This window comes from Actinomadura sp. 7K507, assembly GCF_004348425.1.
In the GTDB taxonomy this organism is placed as follows: Bacteria; Actinomycetota; Actinomycetes; order Streptosporangiales; family Streptosporangiaceae; genus Spirillospora.
In genome coordinates, this window is sequence record NZ_SMKK01000106.1 from 23,826 (window position 1) to 30,072 (window position 6,247).

Consider the following 6,247-nt stretch of genomic DNA (forward strand, 5'->3'; position numbering starts at 1 on the left):
GTCATCTCCCCGCCCGGGCGTCGGGCCTGCGCCGCGGCTGGAGCGCCAGCCTCGGCGTCAGCCGCATGACCTCGAAGTTGTCGGTCGTGCAGCCGACCCGGCCGAAGAGGCCGTCCGGGCCGGCGATCATCACCTTGGTCACGTCCAGCCCTCTCAGCGTCGCCACCACCTCAGGCCAGCGCAGCGGGCGGACGATACCGTCCAGCACCAGCGTCCGGATCTGCTCGCCGGAGCGCAGCAGCGACCCGTCGTGGTCGGAGACCACCGGTACCGTCGGGTCGGCGAACCGCAGCTTGCCGAGGACCTCCTCCTCGGCCTTGCGGCGCAGTGCTCCGAAGAGTTTGGAGTGCATGGGCGGGCGCATCGTGTAGAGCGAGAGCCCGCCGATGCTGCGCACCCGCTGCTGGAGCCATTCCAGGTCGCCCTCGTGGAGCGAGACCATGTAGAAGTCACGGTCCAAATAGCAGGCAATGTCGTACCAATTGCCTCGTTCATCCATCTCCGACAGCACCTCGTGCAGCAGGTCCGCCGGAGTGCGGATGAACGAATGGGTGACGATGTCCCGGTGTTCATCGGCGAAATACCCGGCCAGGCAGCGTGCGAACTCGGCGGTCATCATGACCGCATCGGCGAACGGCAGGCTCTGGACGTAGGCGGTGGACGCCTTCGCTCCGAAACTCGGGCCGGCGCAGTATTCCGGCGCGATGCCGAACTCCTCGCCCGCCCACTCCGCCAGCGCCAGGCAGTTGACCATGAAGGCGACCTGCGCGGACTCGGAGTAGGCCTCGTCGGAGTCACGATAGCGATCGACGAGGGAGTAGCCGAGCACGTCATCGGCGGCCGCGACGAGCCGCCGAGCGCAGGGGTTGGTCAGCATGAACTTCCCGACCTCGGCGAAGGGCGTCGGGCCCATGCCGGGGAACACGATCGCGCCGCCGGCCGGGGAATCGCTGCCCATATCCGCAGCCCTTTCGTTATTCACAACGGCTAACATACCGGCAGATCAACTCCTCGAATAACCCCTAGTCCGCCCATGCGGAGCCGCCTAGGGGACGCTCTGGGGCGGGCTAGGGGTTGGCCTGCCCGGCACCGTCTAAATACCGTGTTGATCGGTAATGGCGAGGCGGCCTGCGCCGGCGCTGACAGGCTCCGGTTCCGTTTCACACCAGATCCGGCTGGCTGGAGAAAAGCATGCGCGTTCTGTTCACGGTGTTTGCGCTCAATTCGCATTTTTACAACACGGTCCCGATCGCCTGGGCCCTGCGAGCCGCCGGGCACGAGGTGTGCGTGGCCGCCCAGCCGGACCTCGTCGAATCCATCAAGCGGGCCGGGCTCACCGCGGTGCCGGTCGGCAACGTCCTCAACCTGATGGGCGACGCCGACCAGTCCCCCAACACGGGGCAGCCCGGCGGCCCCCGGTCCGGCGAGCCCGGCTACGGCTCCGGCTACAACATCGCCGAGACCCGTCCCGAGAAGCTCACGTGGGAGTACGTGCGGGACACGCTCGGCACGTACTGCGTCTTCGCGGAGATGTCGGCCGACCAGGCCGCGCTCGAAGACCTCGTCGCCTTCTGCGCGCGATGGCAGCCGGACCTGCTGGTCTGGGACGCCATGACCTACACCGGGCCGGTCGCGGCCCGGGCCGGCGGCATACCCCACGCGCGGCTGCTGTTCGGCACCGACCACTGGGCGCGGATGCGTGCGCTGTTCCACGAGCTGCGAGCCGAACAGCCCGAGCAGGAGCAGGTCGACCCGGTGGCCGACTGGCTCAACGAGAGGCTGGCCTCGCTCGGCCACGCACCCGCCCCGGGCGCCCCGTTCGACGAGGAGCTGGTACTCGGCCAGCGGACGATCGACCCCCTGCCGTCCTGGGTCCGGGTCCCGGTCGAGGCGGATCCCATCCCGGTGCGCCCGGTGATCTACAACGGCCCGTCCGCCGTGCCCGCCTGGGTGCACGAGCGCCCGGAGCGCCCGCGGGTCTGCCTGACCATGGGGCTGTCGATACCGCGTGCCGACACCGACGGCTTCCCGGTCTCGGACCTGCTCGAAGCCGCCGTCGGACTCGATGTCGAGCTGATCGCCACCGTGGCCCCGGAGGTCTACGCGTCGGTCGCCGCCGGCAGCGTCCCGGACAACGTCCGGCTGGTGGACTTCGTCCCGCTCAACGAGCTGCTGCCGTCCTGCTCGGCGATCATCCATCACGGCGGCATGGGGACCATGCAGAACGCGCTGCGGCACGGGGTACCGCAGCTCATCGTCCCGGGCTGGCTGTGGGACGAGGCCGGCAACGCCGAGAGCCTGGTGGACCAGGGTGCCGGGCTGGTCCTCGATCCGGCCGAGTTCTCCGCGGAACGGCTGCGCTCCAGCCTCACCCGGCTCCTGGAAGAGCCCGCGTTCGACGACAACGCGGCCCGGCTGCAGAAGGAGCTGCTCGCCCTGCCGAGCCCGGTGGACATCGTTCCCGAGCTGGAACGGCTGGCGGCCGAACGCGGCGCCGCCCGCGGCACGTCCTCGGTGTGAGCGGGATGGCGACGCCGCCCAGCGCGAAGGGCACCGTCCCGTTCGGCGAGCACCGGACCTGGTACCGCATCACCGGCGACCTCGGCACGGGCCGGCCACCGCTGGTCGCGCTCCACGGCGGTCCCGGCGCCACCCATGACTACCTGCTGAACCTGTGTGCGCTCACCGACGCCGACTGGCCGGTCGTCCACTACGACCAGCTCGGCAACGGCGGCTCCACCCACCTGCCGGGACGCGGCGCAGGCTTCTGGAACGTCGATCTGTTCCTGGACGAACTGGACAACCTGCTGCGCCGCCTTAAGATCGCCGACGGCTACGTGCTGTTCGGCCACTCCTGGGGCGGCATGCTCGCGGCCGTGCACGCCGCGCGCCGCCCCGCCGGGCTGCGCGGCCTGGTCATCGCCAACTCGCCCGCCTCCATGCCGCTGTGGCTGCGGGAGGTCGAGGAGCTGCGCGCGGGCCTGCCGGCGCAGACGCAGGCGACGCTGCGCCGGCACGAGGCGGCCGGCACCTTCGACAGCCCGGAGTACTTCGAGGCGATGCGCGCCTTCTACGACCGGCACGTCTGCCGGGTGCTGCCGTGGCCGCGGGACTTCACGGCCACCTTCATGGAGATCCACAACGATCCGACGGTCTACTACACGATGAACGGACCGAACGAGTTCCACGTGATCGGCACGCTGCGGGACTGGTCGATCGAGGACCGGATCGCCGAGATCGCCGTGCCCACCCTGCTGGTCTCCGGCCGCCACGACGAGGCGACGCCGGCGACGGTCCAGCCTTTCCAGGACGCCATCCCGGACGTCCGGTGGGAGATCTTCGAGGAGTCCAGCCATCTGCCGCACCTGGAGGAGCACGAGCGCTTCATCCGGGTCATGACCGGTTTCCTGGACGAGCTGGTGGACGCGGTATGAAGGGCATCCTCCTGGCCGGCGGGCACGGCACCCGGCTGCACCCGATCACGCTGGCGGTCTCCAAGCAGCTCCTGCCCGTCAACGACAAGCCGCTGATCTACTATCCGCTGTCCGTGCTCATGCTCGCGGGCATCCGCGAGATCCAGGTGATCTGCACCCCGGTCGACGTGCCGCAGCTGCGGCGGCTGCTCGGCGACGGCTCGCAGCTGGGCATCCGGCTGGACTACGTCGAGCAGCCGGAACCCAGGGGCATCGCCGAGGCATTCATCCTCGGCGCCGACCGGATCGGCTCCGACCCGGTGGCGCTGGTGCTAGGCGACAACATCTTTCACGGGCACAATTTCTACGATATCCTGCAAAGGCACGCGCGAGATATTGACGGATGTGTTCTTTTCGGCTTTCCGGTGGAAGACCCTTCGCGTTATGGAGTCGGACGCACCGACGCGGAGGGGAAGCTCGTCTCGATCGAGGAAAAACCTTCCAATCCGCGGTCCAATCGTGCCATCGTAGGACTGTACTTCTACGACAACGACGTGATCGACATCGCCAAGAACTTGCGTCCGTCGGCCCGCGGAGAACTGGAGATCACCGACGTGAACCGGGTCTACCTGGAGCGCGGGAAAGCGCGCCTGTACGACCTCGGCCGGGGCTTCGCCTGGCTGGACGCCGGCACCCCCGAATCACTGCTCCAGGCCGCCCAGTACGTCCAGGTGCTCGAGCAGCGGCAGGGCGTGCGGATCGCGTGCCTGGAGGAAGTCGCCCTGCGGATGGGCTACATCGACGCCGAGGCCTGCCATCGGCTCGGCACCCGACTGCCGTCGTCCGACTACGGAGCATACGTGCGTTCTATCGCCAAGGAATTGGCCTGAATGGGAGTTTGACGCGTGCAGTCTAACCAATCACCGCCGATAGGGCGTCTGCGCAAGGGTGCCACACTGGCCATTTGCTGCCTGGCCGCGGTCTTGCTCAGCATCGACCTCACCGCATTGCACCTGGCCATTCCCGTGCTGATCGAGGATATGGACCCGTCCGCCACGCAGATCCTGTGGATCGCCGATATCTACGGTTTCGCGCTGGCCGGCCTGCTGATCACGATGGGCTCCCTCGGTGATCGCATCGGGCGCAAGAAGCTCCTGCTCATCGGGTCGGTCATCTTCGGCGCCGCCTCGGTCCTCACCGCCTACTCCAGCAGCGCGGAAATGCTCATCGCGGCGCGGGCGCTGCTCGGCGCCGCCGGTGCGACGATCATGCCGTCCACCCTGTCGATCATCCGCAATACCTTCACCGACCCGCGTGAACGGACCACCGCGGTCGGCATCTGGAGCGGCATCTCGGCGGCCGGCTTCGTCATCGGCCCGATCGTGGGCGGTGCCCTGCTCAACTCCTTCTGGTGGGGTTCGGTCTTCATGATCAACCTGCCGATCATGGCGCTGATCTTCATCGTCGGCGCCTTGGTGCTGCCGGAGTCGCGCGACCCCCGGCCCGGGCGGCTGGACCCGATCAGCGTGCTGCTGTCGGTCGCCGGCATCATCGCGCTCGTCTACGCCGTGAAGGCGGCCGCCGACGGCGGCCTCGCACAGCCCCGCGTCGCCCTGACCGCCGCCGTCGGCGTCGCCGGCATCGTGCTGTTCCTGCGACGGCAGACCAGGCTCACCCACCCCCTCATCGACGTGCGGCTGTTCCGCCTCCCCGCGTTCTCCGGCGCGATCGCCACCAACATGTTCGCCATGTCCGCGATGGTCGCCCAATCGCTGATCATTTCGCAGTACTTCCAGCTCGTGCTCGGCTGGTCACCGCTCAAGGCGGGGCTGGCGAGTCTTCCGGGCGCGGTCGGCGGTATGGCCGGCGGCCTCCTCGCCGCCCCCCTGATCACCGCGCTCGGCCGGGCCAGGACCGTGTCCCTCGGCATGGTGGTCGCCGCCATCGGCATGAGCATGTACGTGCTGGTCGGCGTCTCGCCCGACTACCTCAAGGTGGTCATGGTCATGATCCCGGTCGGGTTCGGGATCAGCCTCGCCTTCGCGGTCACCGGCGACACGGTGCTGGCGAGCGTCCCCAAGGAACGGGCCGGCTCCGGAGCCGCCATCTCCGAGACCGCGATGGAGATCGGCGGGGCCCTGGGCGTCGCGCTGCTGGGCAGCGTCCTCAACGTCGCGTACGCGAACTCGCTGAAGGTCCCCGATGGAGTGCCGAACGAGACGGCACCCACGATCAAGGACTCCATCGGCGGCGCCCTCCATGTCGCCGCCTCGCTCCCCGAGCAACTGGCCGGCGCCGTCGCCACGGCGGCCCGCCACGCCTTCGTGGACGGCCTCCACATCACCGCGTTCGCCGCCGCCTTCCTCCTCCTGAGCGTCGCGCTGGCCGCCTGGTTCGCCCTGCGCGGCGTGCCCAAGGTCATCGACGACGCCCCAGAAACCCCGGACGAGCAGCCCGACGAACCCAAGACCCTGCACGCGTAACCGGACTGGCTGGGTCCATGAGTTCCGCACCGGCACACCGTCGTCGACTCCAGCGACCAGTTCGAAGACCGGGGCGGCGGCTTCGCCGCTACGGAGAGCGATGGACCGTGGGAGGCCTTCTCGTGACCTCGTTTGGGTGAGAGGGAGATGACCTCCCTCCCACCCAGTTGATCATTAAGGCCCTCCCGCATGAGTGCTGGAGGGCCTGTGTCGTAAGGGTGGGCGATACTGGGTTCGAACCAGTGACCTCTTCGGTGTGAACGAAGCGCTCTCCCACTGAGCTAATCGCCCGGGCGGGCCGCCCTGGGGGCGGTCCGACGGTCGAAACTCTAGCGCATGTTGGGGGTTGGG

The 6,247-nt window shown here is 68.7% G+C and carries 5 protein-coding genes and 1 tRNA gene; 4 read left to right on the top strand and 2 right to left on the bottom strand.

Annotated features, from left to right (window positions below; genetic code table 11):
- Position 1: 1 nt before the first annotated feature.
- Complete coding sequence (locus tag E1285_RS23550) at positions 2-958, bottom strand: ACP S-malonyltransferase (protein ID WP_207946755.1); 957 nt, start codon at positions 956-958, stop codon at positions 2-4.
- Positions 959-1,191: 233 nt separating this feature from the next.
- Here E1285_RS23550 and E1285_RS23555 point away from each other — a divergent pair, with 233 nt between their 5' ends.
- The 4 genes from E1285_RS23555 to E1285_RS23570 are packed head-to-tail and all read left to right on the top strand — an operon-like array spanning position 1,192 to position 5,896.
- Positions 1,192-2,520: an activator-dependent family glycosyltransferase gene (locus E1285_RS23555; RefSeq protein WP_132155581.1), complete on the top strand. Its 1,329-nt coding sequence runs from the start codon at positions 1,192-1,194 to the stop codon at positions 2,518-2,520.
- A gap of 5 nt (positions 2,521-2,525) precedes the next feature.
- On the top strand, positions 2,526-3,434 hold the full coding sequence (locus E1285_RS23560) for a proline iminopeptidase-family hydrolase (RefSeq protein ID WP_132155583.1): 909 nt from the start codon (positions 2,526-2,528) through the stop codon (positions 3,432-3,434).
- Complete coding sequence (gene rfbA, locus E1285_RS23565) at positions 3,431-4,303, top strand: glucose-1-phosphate thymidylyltransferase RfbA (RefSeq protein ID WP_132155585.1); 873 nt, start codon at positions 3,431-3,433, stop codon at positions 4,301-4,303. Before E1285_RS23560 ends, rfbA begins: the two co-directional genes overlap by 4 nt.
- A gap of 15 nt (positions 4,304-4,318) precedes the next feature.
- Positions 4,319-5,896 carry an MFS transporter gene (locus E1285_RS23570; protein ID WP_279510087.1) on the top strand — a complete coding sequence of 526 codons (1,578 nt, stop codon included), beginning with the start codon at positions 4,319-4,321 and terminating at the stop codon, positions 5,894-5,896.
- Positions 5,897-6,115: 219 nt separating this feature from the next.
- Here the strand turns inward: E1285_RS23570 and E1285_RS23575 are convergent.
- Positions 6,116-6,187, bottom strand: a tRNA-Val gene (locus E1285_RS23575).
- Positions 6,188-6,247: the final 60 nt, after the last annotated feature.

Excerpts from the sequence above, each read along its gene's own strand:
- E1285_RS23550 (WP_207946755.1), bottom strand. The coding sequence starts at position 958 with ATGGGCAGCGATTCCCCGGCCGGCGGCGCGATCGTGTTCCCCGGCATG.
- E1285_RS23555 (WP_132155581.1), top strand. The coding sequence starts at position 1,192 with ATGCGCGTTCTGTTCACGGTGTTTGCGCTCAATTCGCATTTTTACAAC.
- E1285_RS23560 (WP_132155583.1), top strand. The coding sequence starts at position 2,526 with ATGGCGACGCCGCCCAGCGCGAAGGGCACCGTCCCGTTCGGCGAGCAC.
- rfbA (WP_132155585.1), top strand. The coding sequence starts at position 3,431 with ATGAAGGGCATCCTCCTGGCCGGCGGGCACGGCACCCGGCTGCACCCG.